This is a genomic window from Serratia sp. ASV30 (assembly GCF_016428815.1).
In the GTDB taxonomy this organism is placed as follows: Bacteria; Pseudomonadota; Gammaproteobacteria; order Enterobacterales; family Enterobacteriaceae; genus Chania; species Chania fonticola_C.
This window is the reverse complement of record NZ_JAELTL010000182.1, coordinates 1-551: the sequence shown is the minus strand read 5'-3', so window position 1 is coordinate 551 and position 551 is coordinate 1. Positions and strand designations below refer to the sequence as shown.

Annotated in this window: 1 protein-coding gene; it reads right to left on the bottom strand. The window is 43.0% G+C overall.

Going from position 1 to position 551, the window contains the following annotated elements; translation table 11 throughout:
- Nucleotides 1-28 precede the first annotated feature (28 nt).
- A partial coding sequence (locus JHD74_RS26000) for a hypothetical protein (protein WP_199063908.1) occupies nucleotides 29-551 on the bottom strand: 523 nt, incomplete at its 5' end.

Genomic DNA, 551 nt, shown 5'->3' with positions numbered 1-551 from the left:
CGACACCCAGTTGGCATCGTCGGCAGCGTCAGATGTGTATAAGAGACAGGCGTAGCACGGTGTACAACCCTAATTTTTTAGAGGTACGAACTACCAGCATCCTTAACCTTGGATTTTGATTGACTATCCGGGATAACTTTCTCAACCCTCGTTTCATCAGCCCTACACTTGGTGTTTGAGAGGACGGAGCGTTTCTATTTTTCAGTCTTCCCAACAAACGAACCGGAGAACTTATGCGCCATGAAGTACTACAGTAAATTTGATCGAAGTGTTTACGGAGCTGTTCAATCTCTTGCTCTAGAGCATAAATGCGTTCATTAGCGCCATCATATGCCTGAGAGAGCGCGCTATAAGCAGTATGTACTCTCTCATTTTCTGCGGTTAATGATGATGTTTTATGAACCAGATCCTGATATTTTTCTGCGTGATTTAAACGGTTGGAGACTTCCCCTAACCCTACGGCCAAACCATCAAGCTTGTCATTTTTATCATTCAGCATCGTGAGGATTTTAGCCAAAGCGTCATTATATTCTTGTTTATAATTATCCAGC